Genomic DNA, 21,947 nt, shown 5'->3' with positions numbered 1-21,947 from the left:
GACGTCACAATGCCTGAGCAGGCGGTATCTCGAGGAGCGCCGGCGTGGCCGGACCGGCGGCGACCTGGGCGGCGCGTGCGGCGAGGAAGTCGTCGACGATCTGCTCACACGCGGTCCGTCCCAGTGGGGTCAGGGTCGCGAGCCGGGTGAAGACGAGTGGTCCGATGAGTTGCGCGAGAGCGAGGTCGTAGTCGAATTCGCCGAGGCGTTCGGCCGCCTCGGGTGTTCCGAAGACCTGGTCGAACGCCGCCCGGTACTGCTCGACGATGGTCTGCCTCAGCGTCCGCAGTTCCGGTTTGTCCGCCTCGACGGCGGCCGCGCTCGAGTAGTCGTCCAATGCCGGACCCATGCCGAGCCAGCACATGGCCGTCACGTTCATGGGGGCACTCTCGATCAGTTTCGCCTGACTGACCATCAACTCGACGAGCCGGTCACGGAGGTCGCCGTCGGCGGGCACTGTCGGCGCGGGTGGGATCAGCCGCCCGAAGGCCGCGGCGACCAGTTCGGTGCCGTTGTCGAAATGGCGGTAGAGCGTGGCCCGAGCGACGTTCGCGAGTTTGGTGACGGCGTCGATCGTCACGGCGTCGGTGCCACCCTTCGCGAGAAGAGTTGTCGCGGCGTCGAGAAGTCTCGCGCGAGAGCGCTGCCTGCGGGGATCCTGCTCGGTCATCTGCACCGCCTGTTCCTGCCACTGCCCGACCTCTTGTGAACTGTCAGTCTACCAACGATACTGACAGTCTCGTTACTTCCACGGAGGGACTACATCGTGCGCTCTCGGGACTCCGCACCACCGCAGGACATCGAACAGAGCAACACCACCGGCTGGACCCTTCGGCAGATCTGGATGCTGACCGTCGCGTGCTGCGCGGTCGCGCTCGTCGTCGCGGCGATGGCCGCGCTGAACACCGCCTTGCCCGACCTCGCGCGTGACACGGGCGCGACCCAGAGCCAGCTGACGTGGATCGTCGACGGCTACACCCTCACCCTGGCCGCCCTCCTGCTTCCGGCGGGCGCGCTCGGCGACCGGTACGGTCGCCGCGGCCTCCTCATGTTCGGACTGCTGATCTTCGGCCTGGGTGCCGCTATTCCGATCCTGAACGACAGCCCGGAGTGGATCATCGGGTCCCGCGCGGTCGCCGGCATCGGCGCAGCCTTCGTGATGCCGGCGACGCTGTCGCTGCTCACCGCAGGTTTCCCGCTGTCCCAGCGCGGCCGGGCCGTCGGCATCTGGTCGGGTGTCGCCGGGTCGGGCGCGATCGCCGGACTGCTGGTCTCGGGACTGCTGCTCGAACAGTGGTCGTGGAAGGCGATCTTCGTGAGCCTCGCCGTGGTGTCCGGCGTCCTCTTCCTCACCGGATTCACCATCGCCTCCTCACGCCAGACCGACCAGGCACCGCTCGACCTTCCCGGCACCGTGACGATCGCGGCGGCGGTGGGCCTGTTCGTACTCGGCACGATCGAGGCGCCGCACCGCGGCTGGCTGGATCCCACCGTCGTCGGGCTCATGGCGGGTGGCGTCGCCGCCGCGGTAGCGTTCGCGCTCGTCGAGCTGCGCCGCGAGCATCCGCTCCTCGACGTGCGGCTCTTCGCCAACCGCGCCTTCGGGTCGGGGTCGATGTCGTTGCTGGTGCAGTTCCTCGCCATCCTCGGGCTCTTCTTCTTCGCGGTGCAGTACCTGCAACTGGTGCTGAGCTACTCGCCGCTGGAGTCGGCGCTCGCGCTCGCCCCCATCGCGGTACCCGTGATGATGCTGTCCGTGGGGATGCCGTTCGTCCTCCCCTATGTCGGCCTCCGCCCGTTGCTCTCCGTCGGCGCCGCGATTCTCGGTGTCGGAATCCTGCTGATGGTCCGGCTCGACGAGTACTCGAGCTACCCCCAGGTGGCTCTGCCGCTGGTCGTGGCCGCGTTCGGCATCGGCCTGTGCACCGCACCCGCCACCACCGCGATCGTGCAGAACACTCCTGACGAGAAACAGGGAGTGGCGTCCGCCGTCAACGACACGGCACGCGAGATCGGGGCGGCGATCGGCGTCGCACTGGCAGGCAGCATCCTGGCCGCGGGCTACGGCAGGCACGTCCAGCCGGCCGTCGACGCCGTCCCCGACGTCGCGAAGGAGCCCGTGTCGAGTTCCCTGGCCGCCGCGCTGCACGTCGCCCAGTCGGCGGGACCGCAGGGTGAGCAGCTCGCGAGCTTCGCCCGGAAAGCGTTCCTCGAGGGAATGGACGAGGCGTCCATCGCCCTGGCCTGCGTGTGCTTTGCATCCGCGGTCGTGCTCGCGGTGTGGGCGCCGGGCCGGAAAGGGTCGTCTCCGGCGCCGTGGAAGGACGAGGAACTGGCCGACGTCGACTGAGCGAACATTGCCCTTGTGACCGCCGTCATTGTATCGTTCAGTATCAGTTACTGAATGTCACAGATAGTTGACCGCCTAGTCACAGATCAAGGGGTAGTGATGACCGCATCGATCGTCGTCTCCGACCGCGAAGAGACCGCCCAGCGCTTGCTGGCGTCGTCGGCACGCAAGTCCTACGACCCGATGGTCGAGGTCGACTGGGAAGCACCGATCCCCGACGACAAGTTCGGTCTCACCCCCGAGTGGAGCACGCTCTACGGCACCGCCCTGTGGGACGAGATGACCGAAGAGCAGAAGATCGAACTCACCAAGCACGAGGCCGCCAGCGTCTCCAGCGTCGGGCTGTGGTTCGAGATCCTGCTCATGCAGATGCTGCTGCGTGACGTGTACGGCCGCGACAAGCACTCGCGCCACGTCCAGTTCGCGCTCACCGAGGTGGCCGACGAATGCCGCCACTCGGTGATGTTCGCCCGCGCCGGTGAACGCCTCAACATGCCGAGCTACGGCCCGCACCCCGCGATCCACAAGCTCGGACGCATCTGGGGCGGCTTCTTCCGGGGCGCCAACGCGTACGCCAGTGTGATGGCCGCCGAGGAGATCCTCGACATGATGCAGCGCGACTTCATGAAGGACGAGCGCGTGCAGCCCGTCACCCGAACGGTGAGCAAGATCCACGTCCTCGAGGAGGCCCGCCACATCCGCTTCGCCCGCGAGGAGGTCGGACGCCGCATCGAGGGTGCCAGCTGGGCACGACTGCAGTTCGAGCGCCTCAACACCGCGGTGGTCGTGTATTTCGTGATGAAGAGCATGATCCGCAAGGACGTGTATGCGAACGCCGGACTCGACCCGGAGCGGGCCGCCGCCGAGGCCAAGAACAACCAGCACTACAAGGACACCGTTCGTACGTCCGGTTCCAAGTTGATGCAGTTCCTCGATGGCGTCGGCCTCGTCGGCGGCCCGTCCAAGCGCCTCTACAAGAGGGTCCATCTCCTCTGAATCATGTGGGGACGTGGTCCAGGTAGGACACACCGGTCGAGGTGATCTCGAGGACGCGCGCGGACGGAATGTCGAAGAACATTCCCGCGACGCGTACTCGGCCCTCGGCCGCCGCCGCGCCGACGAGGGGATGGCGCCCGAGGGTTTGCACCTGGACCGCCACGTTCACCATGCCCAGCTGGTCGACCTCGTCGAATCCGAGTTCGGCCGCTGCCCGCGCCACCGGATGACCGCTGAGGAACGCGTTCCGGCTCGGCTGCGCGAACGTCAGCCACTGTTCGACGGCGTCGCGATCGGATCCGTCGTTCTCGGGCTGCGCATTTGCGAGCACGGCCTTCATCGCGCCACAGCCGGAGTGGCCGCACACGATCACCGAGCTGACCTCGAGTTCGTCGAGGGCGAAGGCCAGTCCGGCCTCGACGGAGACGTCCTGCCTCCCGGTCGGGACGAGGTTGCCCACGTTGCGCACCGTGAACAGGTCTCCCGGACCGCTGCTGGTGATGACGTTCGGCACGATGCGTGAATCGGAGCAGGTGAGGAATAGCGAGTCGGGGCGCTGCCCGTCCCGCAGTTCGTCGAGGTGCGGTTGCAGTTGAGCCGCGTTCCGTCGGTGGTACTCCGACACTCCTGCGAGGACCGGTCGGAGCGCCGCCGGTGTGGTGGTGGATTCCGCGGTGTCGCTGTGCCGCGGCTGCCAGCTCTTCCACGGGGCGAACCCGCGGGGGCTCACCACGCCAATGCCGCGCCGGGGCGGGGACGCGCCGACGGCGTCCATGTCGACGGGGCCGAGCGCATCGATCACGACCGTTCCGCCGTTCCGCTCGTGGTGACGCTTCCAGTCGTCGATCGCCTCGAACATGGCGTGGTCGAGGAAGTCGACCGCCAGTTCCACGGTGACGTGCGCACCCTCGGGCACCTTCGCGAGGAGCCCCGTCAACGCCGGCATGGACAGGAAGCTGCACGACCCCTCGACGGTCACGCGCCACCGCCCGGAATCCTCGGAGCCGACAGGTTCGGCCCGCATCTTGGGGTGGATGACCCGCCACAACAGCAGGACCACCGCGAGTGCGAGACCGATGATCACGCCCTCGAGCAGGTTCAGGAAGACCACGCCGGCCACGGTCACGCCGTACACCCACAGGTCGCCGGTGCGCCGGGCCGTCCGCAGATGAGCCATCTTGACGAGCTGGATGCCGATCACGATGAGGAGGCCGGCCAGCGCTGCCATCGGGATCTGCTCGACGAGTCCGGTGAGGAGCGCGGCGAAGACGAGGATCCACACGCCGTGCAGCACGGCGGACGCCCGGGTGCGCGCCCCGGCGGACACGTTGGTGGAACTGCGCACGATCACACCGGTGACCGGCAGGCCGCCGATGAGACCCGAAATCATGTTGGCCGAGCCCTGACCGACGAGTTCACGATTGAACTCCGAACGCGTGCCGCCGTGCATCTTGTCGACGGCGACCGCGGACAGCAGGCTCTCGACGCTCGCGATCAGCGCGACCGTGAGTACGCCGGTGGCCACTGCGAGCCACGGGCCCTCCGGCATCGAAGGCAGTGCCACGGCGTCGAACAGGGAGCCGTCCAACGTGATTCGATCGATGTCGAGTGGGAAGACAAGGGAGAGAACGGTGGCGGCGACGACGGCGACCAGCGGGCCGGGGAGCACCTGCAGCTTGCCGGGGATCTTCTTCCAGAACAGCAGGACGGCGATGACCACCGATCCCACGAGGACGTCACTGTACCGGGCGGACGTCAGCTGGCCGGGGAGCTGAGTGATGTTCTCGACGGTCGAGCTGTGCGAGCTACCGCCGAGTAGGACGTGAATCTGCTGGAGGGCGATCGTGATTCCGATACCCGCCAGCATGGCGTGGACGACGACCGGCGCGATGGCCAGGGCCGCACGGGCAATTCTACTGAGTCCGAAGATGATTTGAAGGAATCCGGCCGCGACGGTGATCGCGCATGTGGCCTTCCAGCCGAACGTGGCGACCAATTCTGCTACCACCACGGTCAATCCGGCGGCGGGACCACTGACCTGGAGCGGTGAACCTCCGATGGAACCCGCCACCACACCGCCGACGATCGCCGCGATGAGCCCCGCCATGATCGGGGCGTCGGACGCGATCGCGATACCGAGCGACAGTGGTAGTGCGACGAGGAAGACGACGAGCGACGCGGGTAGGTCGTATCGCGCGTTATCTCGCAACCTTTCGCCGAGGGTCGGTCCGGGGGCGGGGGCACCGGATGGGGGTGCTTTCTCGTTCTCGAGGATCGACATGACGACACCTTACGGGCGGAGAACGACGAAACGCCCGAAACGGACGGGATCTTGTGGCATGTGTCACTGTGACAGCGCTTTTCGACCAGTTGAATCGAAAACTATTGGACAACAGTCCATTACATGAAGCTTAAAGTACACAAAGTTCACCGTGCCCACCCTTGCACCGTGAGACGTGCCGGTCACCTCGGGAAACGGTGACCGGCACGGCCGGGCCGGCCTACACGGACGTGGGCACGACGACCAGCGCCCAGACGAACATCGGGGCCGCCAGCACGATCAGACCGCAGTAGGCGAGCATCTTGCGCTGGAAACGACCCTTGTCCTCGACCTGTGCGTTGGCGAGCACCATCACGCCGTTCGTCGAGAACGGGCTGACGTCGACCACCGTCGCGGAGAATGCCAGGGCCGCGACGAATCCCACGGCGCCCACCTCTCCCATCGCGAGCATCGGCGCGGCGAGGGGCAACGCGATGCCGAGGGTACCGATCGACGATCCGAACGCGGAGATGATCGCAACCGCGTAGCAGAGGATCAACGCGGTCAGCAACGGCGATCCGAGAGCCGACGCCGCATCGCCGAGGAAGTCGAGCGTGCCGTTCTGCGTCATGACCGCCATGTAGGTGAGCATCCCGCACACGAGCACCACGGCCGGCCATGCCACGTTGTCGATGACCTTGGGGTGCGACTTGGGCGCCATCAGCAGCAGCACCGCACTGATGCAGATCGAGCTGACGCCGACGTCGATTCCGAACGCGACCGACCCGACGACGAGGAAGCCGATGCCGGCGAGCGTCGCGAACCGGTACCGGTTCATCTTCACCGGCTTCACGCCTTCGTGGATCAGCGCCTCCTCGATGACCTCACGATCGGTGAGGGTCGCGGTGTTCCCGCCCGGGCCGTTGCCCGGAGTCACGCCACCGGACGGCCGACGTGAGAAACCGCCTGATCCTCCGCCGTCGGGTGTCTCCTCGACGGGACGCGGAGTGCGGCGACCGATCAGGTCGAGGCCGTAGATCAGGAACAGCACGATCGCGATGGCCAGGTTGAGCACGAACGGCAGAGCGAACAGGACCAGGGGATTCGCTCCGACGCCGGACGAGTCCATCAGTCCGTTGATGAATGCGCCGTAGAGATTGATGGGCGAGAACGCGCAGGCCAGGGCGCCGTGACTGATGACCATGCCCATCAGGAACGGGTTGATCTTGTTCTTGGCCGCGAGAGGCATCGCGATGGGGGCGAGCATCCCGACCGCGAGGACGGATCCGAGGGCCATCAGCAGTCCGGACAGCAGGAACATCATCCACAGGATCGCCCACCGCCTGCCGCGTACGAGTCGGAGGGAGGCCTCGATGACGAGGTCGATGGTCCCGTTCGTCTTGGCTATGGCGAACAGCAGCGTGATGCCGCCGACGATGATGAACGTGCTGCCGGGGAAGGCGTCGATGATGTCCTCGACCGGGATCCCGGACACCCACCCGCCGATGACGAACGCTCCGGCGAACGCGAGGATGCCCATGTTGATCGGGGTGAGGGTCGCAACTGTGAAGATCGCGATGAGAGCGACGATGGAGATTGCGTAGACCATGGTCGGCCTTTCGGGGTGAGTTCGCAGTTCACACTGCGGTGAGGGGCCGAGCTTGGGCCAGAGCGTGTTTCACGGTGTCGACGGCGAGGCCGAGGGCCTGCTGGTCGATACCCGTGTCGATGTCGTGCGCGTGCAGGTACGCGACCAGTTCCTCGGTGGCGAGGTTGCCGTGGGCGCCCGGCGCGAACGGGCAGCCGCCGTACCCGCCGATGGCGCTGTCGAAGTGCGTGATGCCGAGCTGCCGGTGCGCGGCGATCACGGTGCTCAGGGCCTGACCGTGCGCGTTGTGGAGGTGCAGGCTCAGTTCGACGTCGGGGAGGGCGTCGCGTACCGCCCCGGCCGATGCGAGCACCTGCTCGGTGGTGGCCGTCCCCAGCGTGTCGGCCAGCCCGAGCCGGCGCACACCCATCGCGGCCATCGCGCTCGCCACCCGCACCAGCGCGGCGGGGGCGATGATGCCCTCGAACGGGCAGACGAACGCGGTCGACACACCTCCGAGGAAACTCCGGTCCGGGTACTTCTGCAATGCCTCGGCAAGTCCGTGCAGCGCCTCGTCCGGGTTCCGGCCCGTGTTGGCCGTGCTGTGCCCGGCACTGGCAGACGTCACGACCTGGATCTCGTCGATGCCGGTCGCGATCGCACGGTGCACTCCACGCGGGTTGAGTGCCAGAGCGCTGTACGTGACCGACGGGTCGGTGCGGGGCAGCCGGGCGATGACGTCGTCGGCGTCCGCCATCTGCGGGACACGCGTGGGCGAGACGAACGATGCCGCTTCGATGTGCTTCACACCGGCAGCGACGAGTGCGTCCGCGACGACGATCTTGTGGTCGGTGGAGACGACCACATCCTCGTCCTGCAGTCCGTCTCGTAGCACGACATCCGTTATGGTGACTGACATTTCACTTTCCTCCGATTCAGATGACGTTGCGGGCGCGGTAGTCGTCGAGCTGATCACCCGACAGATTCAGCAATCCGCCGAGGATCTCGTCGGTGTGCTCACCCAGCTCGGGGCCGGCCCAGCGGATCTGCGTGGGTTCGCCGTCGAGCTGCGGGACCACGCCGGGGAAGCGCACCTCTTCGGGTTCCCCGTCGACGGACACCTTCAGGCTCTGGAGCATGCCGCGGGCGTTGTAGTGCTCGTCGTCGGCGATCTGCACCGCGTCGTACACCTCGCCCACGGGCACACCGGCGGCGCCGAGTTCGGCGACGACGTCGCGGGGGCGACGCACCGACGTCCACGACGAGATGGCCTCGTCGAGTTCGGCTTCCCGGCGGAATCGCTGATCCCCGTCGGCGAGTTCGGGATCGTCGGCCAGATCGCCGCGCCCCACGGCCTGCATCAACCGGCCGAACACGCCACTCGAGTTGCCGGCGATCATGACGGAGCCGCCGTCGCACGGATAGACGCCGCTGGGCACCACGCCGGGCAGATTGCCCGCGGTCCGTTCGCGGACCATGCCGTACGCGTCGTAGTCGGGGACGAGGGATTCCATCGCCATGAACACCGATTCGTACAGGGCCACGTCCGCGACGCCCGGGGTCGAGTGATCACCCTGCCTTGCCTTGGCCAGCAACATCATCAGGGCGCCGATCGCACCGTGCAGTCCGGCGAGCGTGTCGGCGATGGGGGCGGCCGCCCGGACCGATTGACGGTCCGGGTAGCCGGTGACGTGCCGCAGTCCGCCGAAGGCCTCGGCGACGCCGCCGAATCCGGTGCGCTCCCGGTACGGGCCCGTCTGCCCGTAGCCGGAGATCCGGACCAGCACGATGTCGGGGTTGGCGGCCGTCAGCTGGCCGGGCCCGATTCCCCACCGCTCGAGCGTTCCGGGACGGAAGTTCTCGATGACGACATCCGACTTCGCGGCGAGGCCGAGAATGATCGCGCGGCCCTCGTCGGTCCGGAGGTCGAGGGTGACGGACCGTTTGTTGCGCGCGATGGTGCGGAACATCATCGACGTCGCGCCACGGCGGCGACGCCAGCCCCGCAGTTCGTCGCCGACGCCCGGTCGCTCGATCTTGACCACCTCGGCGCCGAAGTCGGCGAAGATGCGGCTCGCCATGGGGGCTGCGATGAAGTTGCCGAGTTCCAGCACACGGATGCCGTGCAGTGGGCCGTTCTCTGGGACCTGCATGTGAGAGTTCTCCCTCGTCGATCTGAACTGGATGACGACTGGGCTCCTAACCTGCTAATTCTCATTATTTGGCAGTTGGATTCCCGTCTGATAAGAATGACGGTAGTGGCAGCAGTCACAATTGGCAATGCCCGGAGTCCGCACCACACGACAATGGACGACGGGACGCTGCGCAATGCAGCAGGAATCCGCTGCTCGACAGGAGGAGAACACGGTGAGAGAACCACACGTCGTTGCGATCGATGGACGTTCGCCGCGCGCGGAGAAGAGCACCTGGGTCGCGCCGACGGCCGCGGTGATCGGCGCCACGACGCTCGGCGCGGAGACCAGCGTCTGGTACGGCGCGGTGCTGCGTGCCGATTGCGATTCCATCACCCTCGGCGAGGGCAGCAACATCCAGGACGGGGTGGCCGTTCACGTCGACCCGGGCTTCCCCGTCGTCGTCGGCAGGGACGTCAGTGTGGGGCACAACGCCGTCCTGCACGGCTGCACCGTGGGGGACGGCGCCCTCGTGGGCATGGGGGCCACCGTCCTCAACGGTGCCGTGATCGGCGAGCAGTCGCTGGTCGCGGCCGGCGCACTGGTCCTCGAGGGCACGCGAATTCCGCCGCGCTCACTCGTCGCAGGCGTGCCAGCGAAGGTGCGTCGCGAACTGACCGACGACGAGGTGGCCCACAACGCCGCCAACGCCGCGGTCTACCGTCAACTGGCGCAGCAACATCGATCGGCGGACGTCACCACGTTCGACATCGCCTGAGCGGCTCAGTCGCCCGGAACGGATTTCTCGATCTGCCGCGCGGCAGCGACGACTGCGCGGCCCATCGACGCACCCAGGTTCTTCCCCATCCGCCCCTCGGGACCCGACACGCACACGGCGGCCACGATCTCGCCATGCCTGCGGACCGGCGCACTGATGGACGCGGATCCCGGTGTCCGTTCCGAAACCGACACCCACCAACCCGATTTCACGGCTTCGGGGTCGGCCTCCCAGTCTCCGGACAACACGTGGCCGCTCGACCCCTGCGGTAGCGGGACCAACGTTCCGACGGGCAGTGCCACCCGCAGTTCGTGCTGGGAATCGACGCTCGCGGCGCAGAGACGGGATTCGCCCCGGCGAACCCACAACTGCGCGGATTCCCCTGTCGTTTCACTCAATTCCCGCAGCGCCGGGATCGCGAGGTCGCTCAACGCCGTGGTGACGAATCGCTGACCCAGATAGAAACGGCCTTCCTGATCCTTGCGCAGGAGGCCGTGCTTGACCATGTCGGTGGCCAGCCGGTACGTGGTCGAGAGGGACAGGTCGAGTTCACGGGCGAGGTCGCTCGCGCCCATCGGGCTCGACTCGACGACGTCGAGGATCGCCACCGCACGGGCGAGCACTCCGACGCCGATCTCACTCCGCGCAACCATCGCAGTCCATTTCTATTGCCCCATTGAAGTATTCAGATTGTATAGGAAAGCCGGTGCGCGACCGCCCGCATCCGTCGATGCGGCTAGTTGTCCGGGTGTCGGTTGACGACCGGATCGGGGCCCGGTTACCTCTGTGTCAGGCATTCGCCACTCCCCCGGTGCGCAGTCGCACGCACATCCCCGGTATCCGAAAACCCTTGCACGGAAAGGCACCATCATGACGATCGAGCAGACTCTCACCGACAAGGAACGCCTCGCAGGTCTCGACCTCGGCCAGCTCGAGCAGTTGGTCGGGCTCGTCGAGTACGACGGCACCCGCGACCCGTTCCCGGTCAGCGGCTGGGACGCCGTCGTCTGGGTGGTCGGCAACGCCACCCAGACCGCCCACTACTTCCAGTCCGCGTTCGGGATGACCCTCGTCGCCTACTCCGGACCCACCACCGGCAACCGCGACCACCACAGCTTCGTCCTCGAATCCGGGGCCGTCCGCTTCGTCATCAAAGGCGCCGTGAACCCGGACAGCCCCCTGATCGACCACCACCGCACCCACGGCGACGGCGTCGTCGACATCGCCCTCGCCGTCCCCGACGTCGACAAGTGCATCGCCCACGCCCGCGCCCAGGGCGCCACCGTCCTCGACGAACCCCACGACGTGACCGACGACCACGGCACCGTCCGCCTCGCCGCGATCGCCACCTACGGCGACACCCGCCACACCCTCGTCGACCGCAGCCACTACACCGGCCCCTAACTGCCCGGCTACACCGCCCGCACCTCCGGCCACACCAAACGGGACGGGGCACCCAAGCGCCTGTTCCAGGCCCTCGACCACGTCGTCGGCAACGTCGAACTCGGCAAGATGGACCACTGGGTCGACTTCTACAACCGGGTCATGGGCTTTACGAACATGGCCGAGTTCGTCGGCGAGGACATCGCCACCGACTACTCCGCGCTGATGAGCAAGGTCGTCTCCAACGGCAACCACCGGGTCAAGTTCCCCCTCAACGAACCCGCCCTCGCCAAGAAACGCTCGCAGATCGACGAATACCTCGACTTCTACCGCGGCCCCGGCGCCCAGCACCTGGCCCTGGCCACCAATGACATCCTCACCGCCGTCGACCAGCTCACCGCCGAGGGCGTCGAGTTCCTGGCCACCCCCGACTCCTACTACGAGGACCCCGAACTGCGGGCCCGGATCGGCAACGTCCGCGCCCCCATCGCCGAACTGCAGAAACGCGGCATCCTCGTCGACCGCGACGAAGACGGCTACCTGCTGCAGATCTTCACCAAACCCCTCGTCGACCGGCCCACCGTGTTCTTCGAACTCATCGAACGCCACGGCTCCCTCGGCTTCGGCATCGGCAACTTCAAAGCCCTCTTCGAGGCCATCGAACGCGAACAAGCCGCCCGCGGAAACTTCTGAGCGGGCGGCGTGCAGTGGGCGCGAGGCGGCAGGTCCGTACCTGAGATCAGCGCACCCGCGGGGACTTCCGCGTGCTCACGGCGATGCGATTCCACGCGTTGATCGTGAGCACCAGCGAGATGAGCTGCGCTAGTTCCGTCTCCTCGAAGTACTCCTCCGCCTCCTCGTACACCGAGTCGGGGACGAAGCCGTCGGTCAGCACGGTGATCGCCTCGGCGAGCGCGAACGCCGCACGCTCCTTGTCGGTGTACAGCCCGTGCGCCTCCTCCCACGCGCTCAGCAGGTACAGCTTCTGTTCGCTGATGCCGATCTTGCGGGCGTCGGCGGTGTGCATGTCGATGCACCAGGCACAGTGATTGATCTGGGAGCAACGGGTGACTACCAACTCGACCAGCTCCGGGTCGAGGCCCTGCCGTGCCGCGGCGTCCAGGGCGATCATGGCCTTGTAGACGGCGGGCGCCTTGCGTGCGAGATCGACTCGGGTCTTGCGCTCTGTTGTGGTCATACGAGAACAGTAGTCGCGGAATAGCCCATCTGTATGGTTCAATTCAGTGATGGAAACTTGGGCCAATTCGGGTCTGGGCCGCGACCTCCATCTCGACCTCACCGCGTCCGGGGGCGGACGGGCGCAGGGGGTGCGCGCGAACCTGGTTTCCGCTCTGCGCGAGTCGGTTCGATCGGGACGGCTCGTCGCAGGCACCACTCTCCCGCCGTCCCGCACCCTGGCCCTCGACCTCGGCATCGCCCGCAACACCGTCGCCGAGGCGTACGCCGAACTCGTGGCCGAGGGCTGGCTCACCGCCCGGCAGGGGTCGGGCACCCGGGTCGCCGATCGGGCAGGCGAGCCTGCCCTGCGTCCGCGCACCCGCTCCGCGGCCACGCCCCGACCGGCGTTGAGCCTGATGCCCGGTTCTCCCGACGTCGGGGAGTTTCCTCGTACGGCCTGGATGACGTCGGCCCGCCGCGCATTGACCGCGGCACCCAACGACGCCTTCGGACCGGGTGATCCGCGGGGACGTCCCGAGCTCCGTCACGCTCTCGCCGAATACCTCTCTCGTGCACGAGGAGTGCGCACCGATCCCGACCACATCGTGGTCAGTGCGAGCTCGGGGCACGGACTGTGGTTGCTCGCCCGCGCCGTGAAGGGATCGATCGCCGTCGAAGGGTACGGGCTGCATCTTCATCGCGAACTTCTCGGCGACGCCGGCGTCTCCACCGTCCCCCTGCACCTCGACAACCGCGGAGCGCAAACCCCGGATGCGACAGGCAGGCAACTGTCGGCGGCGTTACTCACCCCGGCTCATCAATTCCCCACCGGCGGGCCACTCCATCCCAGCAGGAGAACGGCTTTCGTCGACTGGGCACGTGTGACGGGGGCGATCGTGATCGAGGACGATTACGACGGGGAGTTCCGGTACGACCGCCAACCCGTCGGCGCCCTGCAGGGCCTGGCCCCGGACGAGGTGGCCTATCTGGGCACGGTGAGCAAGACCCTCTCCCCCGCGATCCGCGTGGGCTGGATGGTGCTGCCGGAACGCCTGATCGACCGCGTCCTGGCAGTCAAGGGCGGATACGAGAGATGGGTCAGCTCGACGGACCAGCTCACCCTGGCAGACTTCATCGAGAGCGGCGCATTCGATCGGCACGTCCGCAGGATGCGCACCCTCTACCGTCGTCGCCGCGACAGCCTCGTCGAAACCCTCGCCGCCCGTGCACCACACGTGCACGTCACCGGCATCGCGGCCGGTCTGCACGCCGTACTCGAACTTCCCGACGGGACCGAGGCGGCCACCCTCGACCGGGCCGCAGCCCTCGGTCTCGCAGTGGAGGGTCTGCGCACGTTCCGTCATCCGGACGGTCCCTCGGACCGGCCCGACGGACTCGTCGTCGGCTACAGCACGCCGTCGTCCGCGCGTTTCTCGGCCACTCTGGACGCCCTGTGCCGCGCGCTGCCCACTCCGTGAACAGAATTTCCTATGGGACTGGTCGGAATGCGTGTCGTGCGGTTACAGTCTGATCCGTGACCGAATCCGGCGTGCTCGACTCAGGTGAACTGCTGACGCGGCGTCGCCATGTCGATTTCGCACTGGTGTGTACCTCGAGGTGTCCGATCTCCTGATCGGACCCGTCCCGGCGTGACGTTTCACGCCGGGTTCTTCCTGCACACCCTCGTTTTCTAAGGATTCGTACTGTCATGACCACTGCATCCGTTTCGCATCTCGCATCGGTCATCGGCGTCACCCGCGACGCCGTGTCCGAGGATTCCGCGAACGCTCACGTCGTCTTCCGCGCCTCCGCACAGGCGCACGACGCCGTCGCGAGCACCGTCACGCTCGGCAAGTACAGCGTCGAGGTGGACGAGCCGCCGGCGCTCGGCGGCGACAATTCGGCGGCCAATCCCGTGGAGTACTACCTCGCGTCGCTGCTCTCCTGCCAGGTGGTCACGTACCGCTTCTGGGCCGAAAAGCTCGGTGTCCGTGTCGACGACATCTCGGCGCGCGCGGAGGGCGACCTCGACGTGCGCGGGTTCTTCGGCTTCGACGACGCCGTCCGTGCCGGGTTCGGCGAAGTGCGCGTCGTCGTGACGCTGACCGGCCCGGAATCGCGGGAGCGCTACCTCGAACTGCAAGAGGCGGTGGATGCGCACTGCCCCGTCCTCGACCTGACCCGAAACCAGACCCCGGTCCACACCGTGGTCGAAACACTCACCGGCGATAACTGATTCACCACATCCACCTCACCGAATCTGGAGCACACCACTCGTGACCGAGAGCATCGATCCCACCGTCAACTGGTCGTTCGAGACCAAGCAGATCCACGCCGGGCAGACGTCCGACGCGACCACCAAGGCGCGGGCGCTGCCGATCTACCAGACCACCTCGTACACGTTCGACAGCACCGATCACGCTGCCGCGCTGTTCGGTCTGGCCGAGCCGGGCAACATCTACACCCGCATCATGAACCCCACCCAGGACGCGGTCGAGCAGCGCATCGCCGCCCTCGAAGGCGGCGTCGCCGCCCTGCTGCTGTCCTCCGGGCAGGCGGCGGAAACCTTTGCGGTGCTGAACCTCGCGGAGGTGGGCGACCACATCGTCTCGAGCCCGTACCTGTACGGCGGCACCTACAACCTCTTCCACTACACGTTGCCCAAGCTCGGCATCGAGGTCTCGTTCGTCGAGGACCCCGACGACCTCGAGCAGTGGCGCAGCGCCGTCCGCCCGAACACGAAGGCGTTCTACGGTGAGACGATCGCCAACCCGAAGAATCACATCCTGGACATCGCGGGAATCTCGAAGGTCGGCCACGACAACGGAATCCCGCTGATCGTCGACAACACGGTGGCCACACCGTATCTGCTGCAGCCACTGAAGCACGGCGCCGACATCGTGGTGCACTCGGCCACCAAGTACCTCGGTGGTCACGGCACGGCGATCGCCGGTGTCATCGTCGACGGCGGCACGTTCGACTGGACCCAGGGCCGCCACGGCAACTTCACCACCCCGGACCCGAGCTACCACGGTGTCGTCTTCGCGGACCTCGGCGCCCCGGCCTACGCGCTGAAGGCGCGCGTTCAGTTGCTGCGCGACCTGGGTTCCGCGGTCGCCCCGTTCAACGCGTTCCTCATCGCGCAGGGCATCGAGACCCTCAGCCTGCGCGTGGAGCGGCACGTCGCCAACGCCCAGAAGGTGGCCGAGTTCCTCGAGGCCCGCCCGGAGGTCACATCCGTGGCCTACGCGGGTCTGCCGTCCTCGCAGTGGCACGAGCGCGCACAGCAGCTCACCCCGAAGGGTCCGGGTGCGATCGTGACATTCGAACTGGCCGGCGGTGTCGATGCCGGCAAGAAGTTCGTCAACGCGCTCACCCTGCACAGCCACGTCGCGAACATCGGCGACGTGCGCTCGCTGGTGATCCACCCGGCGTCCACGACGCACTCGCAGCTCACCCCGGAGGAGCAGCTCGCCGCCGGTGTGACGCCCGGACTGGTCCGGCTGGCCGTCGGCATCGAGGGTATCGACGACATCCTCACCGACCTCGAGACCGGATTCGCCGCAGCCGCAGTCTGATCCGATGCCGGGAGGCCGAGGCGCGCGCCTCGGCCTCCCGGCGCTTTCAGATCATGGCGCGCATCATCCCCTGCGGTTCGCCGCCGAGCTGGGTGAGCGCGCTCGCGTGGTTGGTGGGGCCGGGAACGTGAACCGCGTGGGCCAGGCCGGCGTGCGCGTCCCGCCAGAACCGTTGCATCGGAGTCTTGTAGTGCAACGCGCCACCGCCGGCGCGCGCGAAGATCTCGTCCGCGGCACGCACCGCACGCCAGGCCGCGGCAATCTGGGTGCGGCGTCCGATCGCCCGCTCCTCGAACGTGATCTCCTTGCCCGCGTCTACCTTGTCGTAGAACCGGTCGGCGGTCTCGATGAGGGACACCCGCGACGCATTGATCTCGGCGGCGGATTCTCCTATCGCACTGAGCACGTAGGGATCCTCCTTGATCTTCTGGCCCGTGATGGCGACGCGGTCCTTCTGCACCGCGATGTGACAGGCCAGCGCGCCCTCGGTGATGCCGATGACGGCGGCGGTGATGCCGAGCGGGAACATGCAGGAGTACGGCATGTTGAACAACGGCTCCGGCCTGCCCGCCTCCTTCTGCGCACGCCCGTCCATCACCTTCGCCGCGTTCAACGTCCGGTATCCCGGGACGAATGCACCGTCGACGATCAGGTCCTTGCTTCCCGTTCCGCGCAGGCCGATGACGTCCCACGTGTCCTCGACGATCTGATAGTCGGTGCGCGGCAGAATCACGTGCAGCGACGAGGGCGGCATCGCGATGCCACCCTCGCCGTCGCCGACCATCGCCCCGAGGAAGGCCCACTGACAGTGGTCGGTTCCGGACGAGAACGACCATCGTCCCTTCAGTACGTACCCGCCGTCGACCGGTGTCGCGACACCCATGGGCGCATACGGCGACGCCATCCACGTGTCGTTGTCCTCGCCCCAGATCTCCTCCTGCACCTGCGGGTCGGCGAACGCCAGTTCCCACGGGTGCACGCCGACGATCCCGGTGACCCATCCGCTCGCACCGTCGAGTGCGGCGACTCCCATGACGGTCTCGGCGAACTCGCGGGGGTGCACCTCGTAGCCGCCGTAGAGCCTGGGCTGCAGCAACCGGATCGCCCCGGAGTCGCGCAGGAGGCCTGCGGCGGCGTCGGTGAGCCGGCAGTCCGCCTCCGACTGGACCGCCTGCCCGCGAATCTCCTCGGCGACGACTTCGATTCTGTCGAGAACCCGACCCATCGGGACTCCCTTCCACCGCGAGTAGAACACGTTCTAGTCAATATAGCGCCGGGGTGGCATTTCCGAGCCGATCCGCACCCCACGCTTGAAAGTTCGCCATACCTAAATCTATAGTGCGGAGATACGAATCAGCAGGTAGATCGACAGACCAGGACCAGGAGCTCCGTGAGCATCGAGGCACCCCGCCCTCTCCTCCCGCGCCGCACGCCCCGCAAGGGCAGTATCCGAACGGTCGCGCTCCTCGGGCCCGCCTTCGTGGCGGCCATCGCGTACGTCGACCCCGGAAACGTGGCCGCCAACCTCACCGCGGGCGCGAAGTACGGGTACCTGCTCGTCTGGGTCCTCGTGCTCGCCAACGCCATGGCCGTGCTGGTGCAGTACCTCTCCGCGAAACTCGGGCTGGTCACCGGCAAATCACTGCCCGAAATGCTGGGGACCCGCCTGAGGACCGGTAACCGTCGCGCGTTCTGGCTGCAGGCGGAGGCGATGGCCGTCGCCACCGACCTCGCCGAGGTGATCGGCGGCGCGATCGCACTCAATCTCCTGTTCGGCGTTCCCCTCTTCGCCGGAGGCCTGATCACGGGCGTCGTATCGATGGGCATCCTGTCGATCCAGAGTCGCCGCGGTCAGCGGACGTTCGAGTTCGTCGTGATGGGACTCCTGACGATCATCACCGTCGGGTTCCTCACCGGGCTCGCGTTCACCGACGTGTCGGGCACGGACGCGCTCGCCGGACTCGTGCCGCGTTTCGAGGGCACCGAGACGGTCCTGCTCGCCGCGAGTATGCTCGGCGCCACCGTGATGCCGCACGCGATCTACCTGCACTCCGCCCTCGCCCGCGACCGGCACGGGAACGACCTGGAAGGACCACGCCTCGCGCGGCTGCTACGGGTGACGAAGTGGGACGTGGTCGGTGCGCTGATCGTGGCGGGCGCAGTGAACATCGGCATGCTGCTGCTCGCCGCCTCGGCCCTGCGCGGCATCCCCGGCACCGATTCGATCGACGGCGCGCACGCCGCGATCCAGAGTTCGCTCGGCCCCACCGTCGCCGTCATCTTCGCCGTCGGACTGCTGGCTTCCGGCCTGGCGTCCACGTCGATCGGCTGCGCCGCCGGCTCCGAGATCATGTACGGCCTGCTGTCGATGCGCATCCCGCTGCTGCTACGCCGGGTGGTCACCCTGATTCCCGCACTGGTCGTGCTGGCGGTCGGCGTGGATCCCACGTTCGCGCTCGTCCTCAGTCAGGTGGTGCTCAGCCTGTGCATCCCGTTCGCGGTGATTCCACTCGTGCGGATGACGTCGAGCCACGACCTGATGGGCGTCCACCGCAACGCGACGGCCACCACGGTCGCCGCCTGGGTGGCGGCGTCGCTGATCGTCGTGCTCAACGTGTCGCTGCTGTGGCTGACGTTCACGGGCTCGGCCTGATCACTCGTGTCGCGGCGCACCGGAGACGACGCGATGCAGCGCCTGCAGGTCCTCGGACAGCATCCGGAACATCCAGTAGGCTCCGACGAACGCGACGACACTGCCGACGCACAGGACGCGGAGCGCGACGATCACCCGGGGCAGGTCCTCCGGGGGAATGAACGTGGCCCCCGCGATTCCGAGCAACGGCACGGCGGCCGCCGCGGCGAGGAAGAACGTGCTGCGCCGCCCGAGCCGCCGCAGCATCCGGGCGTCCGAGGCACTGATCTCGCCGTGCCGCAGAAAGACCGGGTACAGGCAGCGCACGGCGAAGAAGTTCACGAAGAAGAACGGATAAACCACGGCGATCGCCCCGCAGACCAGTTGTGACGCGGTGAAGTGGACGACGGTGTTCCACGGAACCTCACTGCCGCTCACCTCCAGCGTGATCGGCACGATGATGCCGGTGACCACCCACAACCCCAGACACAGCAGCGCACACCGCTGGCCGAGCAGCAGGGTGTCCCGGCGGGCGCGGGCGAGTTGGGCGCCGGAGTACACCCTCCCCCGGCGCAGACCGCCGGCCACCACCGTCAGGTAGAGCACCATCGACAGCGTGCCCACGGTCCCGATCAGGAATGCAATCGTGTAGTCGATCCGGGTGATTCGCTCGAAGCTCTCCTGCGCGTCGGGCGGCAGCTTGCTGATGATCAGGGTGGTGTTGTGGTGGTAGCTGTAGAGGATGGCCAGCAGATTGGGAACTGCGATGGCCAGGAACATGATCGGGTGCGTCCACCGGCGCATCCGCAGGTTCCAGCTCCCCGGCGGCGGATCGACCAGATCGCGGGCGTGCGCGTCGAGGCAGACGTCGAGTTGCTGGGCGAGTTCGGCACCGGAGGAGAACCGATCCTTCGGTTCCGGCGCCAGCGATTTCAGCAGCACTCGCCGCAGCGCGTTCGGGCAGTCGGCGGGCAGTTCGTCGGCGGCCGGTTCGGCGTCCCCCCGCCGCCGCGCGAGCATCGCGTCGAGGGTGGTGCGGTCGCCGGGCGGATGGGAGTGGAGCTCGGCGTCACTGTCGTCGAAAGGCCTTCTGCCGGTCAGCAACTCCCACAGGACGACGGCGAGCGAGTACAGGTCGCTGCGGGTGTCGAGATCGCCGGGTGTGCCCGGCCGGTCCGGGTGGATCGCCTCGAGCTGTTCCGGTGACATGTAGGCCAGCGAGCCGCCGAAGTACGCGACCGGGCTCGCACCCGCGATGTTCCCGCTGAAACTGATGTTGAAGTCGGCGAGCTTGGGGACACCCTCGGCCGTCAGCAACACGTTTGCCGGTTTCACGTCGCGGTGGAGGACGCCGTGCCTGCCGGCGTAATCGAGCGCCTGCGCCAGCCGGCGGCCGAGCCAGGACACCGCCTCCGGCCAGCTCAGCGTCGCGATCTCCTGACGCACGCCGGATTCGCTGGGCCGGATCTCGCCCCTGCCCACCAGCGCCCGGTCGATCGCGTCCAGCAGCACGGCGCCGCTGCGCGAGTCCGGCGGAGTCTCACGGACCCGCCCGACCACGTCGAGCAGGGTTCCCCCCGGCACGTACTGCATGTACAGCAGTCGCAGGTCGCGGCCCGCGAGGAGTCGTTGATCGAAGACCCGGACGATGTAGTCGTGGTCGAACTGGGCCAGGGTCTGCGGCTCGGTGCCGTGATCCTGGGAGATCTTCACCGCGACCAGCCTCTGCAGCGACCGCTGCCGGGCGAGGAACACCCGCGCGAACTCGCCCCGGCCGAGACCGGTCATCAGGTCGAAGTCGTCGATCCGCTGACCCACCTCGAGATCGTCGAGGGTGCCTGCGCTTCCCGCAGACACCGTCAAGGCCTTCTCCCCGTGGTGGAGCGAGGTGCTCTGGTACTCGCCGGTGCCGAGCAGTTCGTCGAGCTGACCGGCCTGACCCGGAAAATTCTGCGTGTATTCGCTCGCCTCGACCGACTCCCCGCTGCGCCGCCGGATATGGAATTCCTCGTACAGCAGGTCCGGTGGCAGCGGCCACCGCCGCAGTTCGGGCAGCTCCTCACAGTATTGGGCGAGCCGTTTCGGGTGGTCGCCGCGCAGCCAGCGGTTCTCCAGGTCGACCTTGACCAGTTCGATGAGCGTGACCCGGCGGAGAGCGGGGGACGCCGGCAGGTAGGCGACCAGATCGGGCGCGGACGACGAGGACTCCCAGGCACTCGCGAAGCGCGCGACGGCGCCGCCGACCGCCGTGTCCGACACCCAGGCCTGCTCGGAAGCGGCCGGTGAACCTCGCCGGGAGGGCATGAAAGCCATGGTAGCTGGCCAGGCCCAGCGGACTACTGCAGTTCCGACACCGGGGTCGACGGGTCGATGGTGACGCCGATCCGCGCCAGATTGCCGTGCAGCACTTGCCAGATCGACACCTCGAGGAACTCGGCCAGCTCGTCGCTGCCGAGCGCCGACTGCGGGTTGCTCAGCCACCGGTTGACGCTGGCATCCACGAGTCCCACCAACCCGAAGGCCAGCGACTCGGCGAGATCCGAATTGCCGGCCACCGAGTCGAGGACCGTCGCGAGCAGACCCGACAGCTGAAGTGCGATCGCGGTCTTCGTTCCGGTCACCACACGCGAGCCGGTCGTGCGCCTGCTCGGCGATCCGGTGCCGAGGAATTGGTGGAGCCGTGGATATTCCACGATCCACCGCAGGTACGTCTCGACCGCGCGGGCGATCGCCTCGCCCACGGTCCCCTCCGGTGTCAACGTGGGCGCGAGGTCCGTCATCAGTCGTTCGATGATACGTCCGCGCAGCTGCTCGTCGAGGTCGCCGCGATCGGTGAAGATCCGGTAGACCACCGACCGCGGCACGTCGGCGCGGTTGGCGATCTGCTGGACGCCCACGTCGGGGCCGTCCTCGTTGATGGCGTCCATCGCGGCTTCGAGAATCCGGCTTCGGCGTTCCGCCTTGTGGTCCTCCCAGCGCGTGGCGCGGCCGTCGCCCTGGGGCGACGCGGCGGTTTCCACTTTGTCCGGCATCACGCACACGTTACCCATCCGACTGTTGACTGGACATAC

General features: G+C 67.4%; 17 protein-coding genes and 1 pseudogene. 8 read left to right on the top strand and 10 right to left on the bottom strand.

Features of this window, described 5'->3' with window-relative positions:
* Positions 1-4: 4 nt before the first annotated feature.
* The gene (locus PSR88_RS25875) at positions 5-676 is read right to left on the bottom strand and encodes a TetR/AcrR family transcriptional regulator (protein WP_009478117.1); all 672 of its coding nucleotides are present in this window, start codon (positions 674-676) and stop codon (positions 5-7) included.
* A gap of 90 nt (positions 677-766) precedes the next feature.
* Here PSR88_RS25875 and PSR88_RS25870 point away from each other — a divergent pair, with 90 nt between their 5' ends.
* Together PSR88_RS25870 and PSR88_RS25865 are read left to right on the top strand one after the other, a co-directional pair.
* On the top strand, positions 767-2,350 hold the full coding sequence (locus tag PSR88_RS25870; protein WP_009478116.1) for an MFS transporter: 1,584 nt from the start codon (positions 767-769) through the stop codon (positions 2,348-2,350).
* A 99-nt stretch (positions 2,351-2,449) separates the two neighbouring features.
* Positions 2,450-3,346 carry an AurF N-oxygenase family protein gene (locus PSR88_RS25865; protein WP_005255915.1) on the top strand — a complete coding sequence of 299 codons (897 nt, stop codon included), beginning with the start codon at positions 2,450-2,452 and terminating at the stop codon, positions 3,344-3,346.
* Between the two features lies 1 nt (position 3,347).
* Here the strand turns inward: PSR88_RS25865 and PSR88_RS25860 are convergent, their stop codons facing one another.
* The 4 genes from PSR88_RS25860 to PSR88_RS25845 all read right to left on the bottom strand — a co-directional run bounded on the left by PSR88_RS25860 (position 3,348) and on the right by PSR88_RS25845 (position 9,347).
* Entirely contained in the window at positions 3,348-5,627 is a 2,280-nt protein-coding gene (locus PSR88_RS25860) for a SulP family inorganic anion transporter (protein ID WP_016883849.1), read from the bottom strand.
* Between the two features lie 220 nt (positions 5,628-5,847).
* Entirely contained in the window at positions 5,848-7,215 is a 1,368-nt protein-coding gene (locus PSR88_RS25855) for an SLC13 family permease (protein WP_011597324.1), read from the bottom strand.
* A gap of 28 nt (positions 7,216-7,243) precedes the next feature.
* A complete protein-coding gene (locus tag PSR88_RS25850) occupies positions 7,244-8,113 on the bottom strand; it encodes a hydroxymethylglutaryl-CoA lyase (RefSeq protein ID WP_011597323.1) in 870 nt (289 codons plus the stop codon).
* A gap of 16 nt (positions 8,114-8,129) precedes the next feature.
* Positions 8,130-9,347, bottom strand: a complete 1,218-nt coding sequence (locus PSR88_RS25845; protein WP_016883850.1) for a CaiB/BaiF CoA transferase family protein — start codon at positions 9,345-9,347, stop codon at positions 8,130-8,132.
* 214 nt (positions 9,348-9,561) lie between these two features.
* Here PSR88_RS25845 and PSR88_RS25840 point away from each other — a divergent pair, with 214 nt between their 5' ends.
* Positions 9,562-10,104, top strand: coding sequence for a gamma carbonic anhydrase family protein (locus tag PSR88_RS25840; RefSeq protein WP_192815088.1), 543 nt, complete (start codon positions 9,562-9,564; stop codon positions 10,102-10,104).
* Between the two features lie 5 nt (positions 10,105-10,109).
* On the opposite strand, the gene PSR88_RS25835 is transcribed toward PSR88_RS25840, so the two are convergent.
* Entirely contained in the window at positions 10,110-10,757 is a 648-nt protein-coding gene (locus PSR88_RS25835; protein WP_009478110.1) for an IclR family transcriptional regulator, read from the bottom strand.
* Between the two features lie 217 nt (positions 10,758-10,974).
* On the opposite strand from PSR88_RS25835, the pseudogene hppD reads away from it, so the two are divergent.
* Positions 10,975-12,180 (top strand): annotated as a pseudogene (hppD, locus tag PSR88_RS25830) (4-hydroxyphenylpyruvate dioxygenase).
* Between the two features lie 46 nt (positions 12,181-12,226).
* On the opposite strand, the gene PSR88_RS25825 reads toward hppD, so the two are convergent.
* Positions 12,227-12,685 carry a carboxymuconolactone decarboxylase family protein gene (locus tag PSR88_RS25825; protein ID WP_009478108.1) on the bottom strand — a complete coding sequence of 153 codons (459 nt, stop codon included), beginning with the start codon at positions 12,683-12,685 and terminating at the stop codon, positions 12,227-12,229.
* A gap of 49 nt (positions 12,686-12,734) precedes the next feature.
* Here PSR88_RS25825 and PSR88_RS25820 point away from each other — a divergent pair, with 49 nt between their 5' ends.
* From PSR88_RS25820 to PSR88_RS25810, 3 genes are all read left to right on the top strand, one after another.
* Positions 12,735-14,144 carry a PLP-dependent aminotransferase family protein gene (locus tag PSR88_RS25820; RefSeq protein ID WP_016881077.1) on the top strand — a complete coding sequence of 470 codons (1,410 nt, stop codon included), beginning with the start codon at positions 12,735-12,737 and terminating at the stop codon, positions 14,142-14,144.
* A gap of 230 nt (positions 14,145-14,374) precedes the next feature.
* On the top strand, positions 14,375-14,902 hold the full coding sequence (locus tag PSR88_RS25815; protein ID WP_009478106.1) for an OsmC family protein: 528 nt from the start codon (positions 14,375-14,377) through the stop codon (positions 14,900-14,902).
* Between the two features lie 40 nt (positions 14,903-14,942).
* Positions 14,943-16,244, top strand: a complete 1,302-nt coding sequence (locus PSR88_RS25810; protein ID WP_009478105.1) for a bifunctional o-acetylhomoserine/o-acetylserine sulfhydrylase — start codon at positions 14,943-14,945, stop codon at positions 16,242-16,244.
* Between the two features lie 46 nt (positions 16,245-16,290).
* Here PSR88_RS25810 and PSR88_RS25805 read toward each other — a convergent pair whose 3' ends face one another.
* On the bottom strand, positions 16,291-17,469 hold the full coding sequence (locus PSR88_RS25805) for an acyl-CoA dehydrogenase family protein (protein ID WP_016881075.1): 1,179 nt from the start codon (positions 17,467-17,469) through the stop codon (positions 16,291-16,293).
* 165 nt (positions 17,470-17,634) lie between these two features.
* On the opposite strand from PSR88_RS25805, the gene PSR88_RS25800 reads away from it, so the two are divergent.
* Positions 17,635-18,897 carry an Nramp family divalent metal transporter gene (locus PSR88_RS25800; protein WP_009478103.1) on the top strand — a complete coding sequence of 421 codons (1,263 nt, stop codon included), beginning with the start codon at positions 17,635-17,637 and terminating at the stop codon, positions 18,895-18,897.
* Here PSR88_RS25800 and PSR88_RS25795 read toward each other — a convergent pair whose 3' ends face one another.
* Together PSR88_RS25795 and PSR88_RS25790 are read right to left on the bottom strand one after the other, a co-directional pair.
* Positions 18,898-21,189, bottom strand: coding sequence for a serine/threonine-protein kinase (locus tag PSR88_RS25795; RefSeq protein WP_237723900.1), 2,292 nt, complete (start codon positions 21,187-21,189; stop codon positions 18,898-18,900). It abuts the gene before it with no gap.
* 23 nt (positions 21,190-21,212) lie between these two features.
* Positions 21,213-21,908 (bottom strand): TetR/AcrR family transcriptional regulator, encoded by a 696-nt coding sequence (locus PSR88_RS25790; RefSeq protein WP_029538415.1) that lies wholly within the window; start codon positions 21,906-21,908, stop codon positions 21,213-21,215.
* Between the last annotated feature and the right edge of the window lie 39 nt (positions 21,909-21,947).

The organism is Rhodococcus sp. DK176 (assembly GCF_038447315.2).
Lineage (GTDB): Bacteria > Actinomycetota > Actinomycetes > Mycobacteriales > Mycobacteriaceae > Rhodococcus_F > Rhodococcus_F jostii_A.
Note: the sequence above shows the minus strand (reverse complement) of the source record. Positions and strands in the feature narration are given on the sequence as shown.

Excerpts from the sequence above, each read along its gene's own strand:
- PSR88_RS25865 (WP_005255915.1), top strand. The coding sequence starts at position 2,450 with ATGACCGCATCGATCGTCGTCTCCGACCGCGAAGAGACCGCCCAGCGC.
- PSR88_RS25860 (WP_016883849.1), bottom strand. The coding sequence starts at position 5,627 with ATGTCGATCCTCGAGAACGAGAAAGCACCCCCATCCGGTGCCCCCGCC.
- PSR88_RS25855 (WP_011597324.1), bottom strand. The coding sequence starts at position 7,215 with ATGGTCTACGCAATCTCCATCGTCGCTCTCATCGCGATCTTCACAGTT.
- PSR88_RS25850 (WP_011597323.1), bottom strand. The coding sequence starts at position 8,113 with ATGTCAGTCACCATAACGGATGTCGTGCTACGAGACGGACTGCAGGAC.
- PSR88_RS25845 (WP_016883850.1), bottom strand. The coding sequence starts at position 9,347 with ATGCAGGTCCCAGAGAACGGCCCACTGCACGGCATCCGTGTGCTGGAA.
- PSR88_RS25835 (WP_009478110.1), bottom strand. The coding sequence starts at position 10,757 with ATGGTTGCGCGGAGTGAGATCGGCGTCGGAGTGCTCGCCCGTGCGGTG.
- PSR88_RS25825 (WP_009478108.1), bottom strand. The coding sequence starts at position 12,685 with ATGACCACAACAGAGCGCAAGACCCGAGTCGATCTCGCACGCAAGGCG.
- PSR88_RS25820 (WP_016881077.1), top strand. The coding sequence starts at position 12,735 with ATGGAAACTTGGGCCAATTCGGGTCTGGGCCGCGACCTCCATCTCGAC.
- PSR88_RS25815 (WP_009478106.1), top strand. The coding sequence starts at position 14,375 with ATGACCACTGCATCCGTTTCGCATCTCGCATCGGTCATCGGCGTCACC.
- PSR88_RS25805 (WP_016881075.1), bottom strand. The coding sequence starts at position 17,469 with ATGGGTCGGGTTCTCGACAGAATCGAAGTCGTCGCCGAGGAGATTCGC.
- PSR88_RS25795 (WP_237723900.1), bottom strand. The coding sequence starts at position 21,189 with ATGGCTTTCATGCCCTCCCGGCGAGGTTCACCGGCCGCTTCCGAGCAG.
- PSR88_RS25790 (WP_029538415.1), bottom strand. The coding sequence starts at position 21,908 with ATGCCGGACAAAGTGGAAACCGCCGCGTCGCCCCAGGGCGACGGCCGC.